2 protein-coding genes are annotated in these 2,308 nt (G+C 55.1%); both read right to left on the bottom strand.

The annotated features are described in order from the left end of the window. Nucleotides 1-83: 83 nt before the first annotated feature. Nucleotides 84-1,199, bottom strand: coding sequence for a type II secretion system F family protein (locus A6U95_RS25285; RefSeq protein ID WP_065686495.1), 1,116 nt, complete (start codon nt 1,197-1,199; stop codon nt 84-86). Further along, on the bottom strand, nt 1,196-2,278 hold the full coding sequence (locus A6U95_RS25280; protein ID WP_241810726.1) for an ATPase, T2SS/T4P/T4SS family: 1,083 nt from the start codon (nt 2,276-2,278) through the stop codon (nt 1,196-1,198). Before A6U95_RS25280 ends, A6U95_RS25285 begins: the two co-directional genes overlap by 4 nt. Between the last annotated feature and the right edge of the window lie 30 nt (nt 2,279-2,308).

Genomic DNA, 2,308 nt, shown 5'->3' with positions numbered 1-2,308 from the left:
ATTGCCCCACGGTTGATAGCCGAGTGAGGAGTGTGTGTCAGTTCCATTATTATTTCCTTCAGGTTTTGTGGAGAGTGGGTGGCTTAACGTGTGCCCACGAGGTCGTTGAGGTTTTGTGTGGCCAGGAGGATCAGAAGCATGTAGCCAGCGTTGGTGCCTAATGCGATGTAAGAAAGCAAAGACGCCGTCCGCTTGATCCGGGCTACGGTTTGCACAAGCCAGGCCCGTGCAAAATTTTCAATGATAATTTCAGCGTTATCGCCATCGGTGAGCAGGACCAGTTTGTCGATAGCACGTGGAGAGGGAAATCCGTAGCCGGCATTGCGTAATGCCAACCCCAGATGGTCACCTTGTCTAACCTGACGCTGGGTTGCGGCCAAGCGTTCATACAACCAGGGCGGTGCATAGCGGCTCAGCATCTCAATGGCGTCTTCCGTCTTCACTTGAGCACGCATCAGCGCACTGAAGTTCAGCAGGAAGCCGACGCCGAGTACGTCGCGATACACGCTCCAGGGCAATAAACGATCCAAAACATGCTGCCGTATTTTCCCAATCAGGTTCGGCATCGACCAGATAACGAACCCAATCAACAGGATTAAGGATCCAATGAGAATAATTTTATTTTTGACAAAAAATTCTGAGATGGCGCTGAGCCACCACAGCGCTCCTGTCCAGTTTTCTCGGGCAGATAAGGACTCCAGACGAGGCAGAAAATAAACAGTTACCATCTTCATCATGGCGAACGTGGTTGCCAGCAGCAGCGTCGGATAAGCCAGGGTGGAAACCAACGCTGATTTCATATCCGACATTCCCTGCACCACGGTGATCGCCCGGTATAAAGCGGCAGCCAGGTTGCCATCTTGAACACCGGAACTGAGGATGGCGGCCTCTTGTCGGGGTACCCAGGATGCCAAACCCTGATCGACTGATTTGCCCTGACGCAATGCGCTGAGCATATCTTCCAGGCAATAGACCACAGGGGGGCGCTTGTGCCCGTAGCTCCCAATCATCGAATTGATGGCTTTTTCTACTTTAAGGTTATTGTCGAGCAGGAAAGCCAGGTCCTCGTAGAGCGTCAGGCGGTCAGCGGTGGAGAAGGTCTTTTGCGCCAACCAGCGGCCTAGCCCCTCATTCATTTTTTCCGATGACGGCACGTTGCTCCGCAGTGCCGTCAGACGTTCGCGCCAGCGGGAAATCATGATGTGACCTCCGGGGCGAGCAAGGTCAGGCTGTCTTCGTCAAGCGGGCTGATGTAATCCGCATCAATCGGGTCGACCAGTCCTTCGTTGAGGTAACGAAGCAGGTGTTGACCGCGAGTTATGCCACCCAACGCGTTCACCCAATAACTGCGCGCGGCCAGCTTGCCCTTATGGCGAAACAGCTCCATGAATCGGGCATCGGGACGAATAACTTCAGCAATGACACGCCGGCCAGTTACGCCCTTATAACAATGCTCACATCCCTCCGGATGGCGAAAGGCCAGTTTCTCCACGTGGCAAAAACGCTCAAGCAACGCTTTCTTCTCTTCTTCCAGGCTGTCGCTGACCGCACGCCAGCTTTTCTTGCAGTGCGGGCACAGCAGCTGCACCAGGCGTTGAGCGATTAACCCGATCATGACTTGCGGATCGGCCACCTGACCCATTGGGATACCCAACGTGTCGGTCAGGCGGTCAAGAATGCCGACAGCGTCATTGGCATGCAGCGTAGTTTTCACCAGGTGGCCGGACTTGGCCGCCGTCAGCGCTGATTTAACCGAGTTGGCATCACGAATTTCACCCACGACCATGGCATCAGGGTCCAGGCGCAACGCTGCAGAAATAGACCGAACCCAGGCACGACTAACCGCATCCGGATCGTTTTTATCAGCAATGATGGGGGTTTGTACGGCCCCGAGGATAAGCCCCTCCGGCGGATCTTCCAGTGTCATCAGTCGCTTTCGGTGCCCCGTAAAAGACAGGTACATGTCGCTTAACGTGCGCAGAGTGGTACTTTTGCCGGAGCCGGTCGGACCGGACAGGATGATGACGCCCTCGGGACGGCCCAGCATGCGGCGAATAAGCGTTTGCTGCTCAGGTAAATAGCCCAGTTGGTCCAGCGTGGGCGGGGCTATTCCTTCATCAGGCAAAATGCGCATCACGACATACAACCCAAACTCTGCCGGCGTATGCGCATAGCGAGCACCGAAGAGCTGAAGTCCTTGCAGGAATTCTTTGCGCACCCGCCCATCCTGGGCGCGATTGGGGTTAAAGCTCTTCTCGGCCACATCGCACATCGACATCACAATCGTCGACGCCAGCGTCATTCCTTC

Source organism: Serratia sp. 14-2641 (genome assembly GCF_001692375.1).
GTDB lineage: Bacteria > Pseudomonadota > Gammaproteobacteria > Enterobacterales > Enterobacteriaceae > Chania > Chania fonticola_C.
The sequence above is the reverse complement of the archived record's forward strand: the minus strand, read 5'-3'. Positions and strand labels throughout refer to the sequence as shown.

Excerpts from the sequence above, each read along its gene's own strand:
- A6U95_RS25285 (WP_065686495.1), bottom strand. The coding sequence starts at position 1,199 with ATGATTTCCCGCTGGCGCGAACGTCTGACGGCACTGCGGAGCAACGTG.
- A6U95_RS25280 (WP_241810726.1), bottom strand. The coding sequence starts at position 2,278 with ATGTCGATGTGCGATGTGGCCGAGAAGAGCTTTAACCCCAATCGCGCC.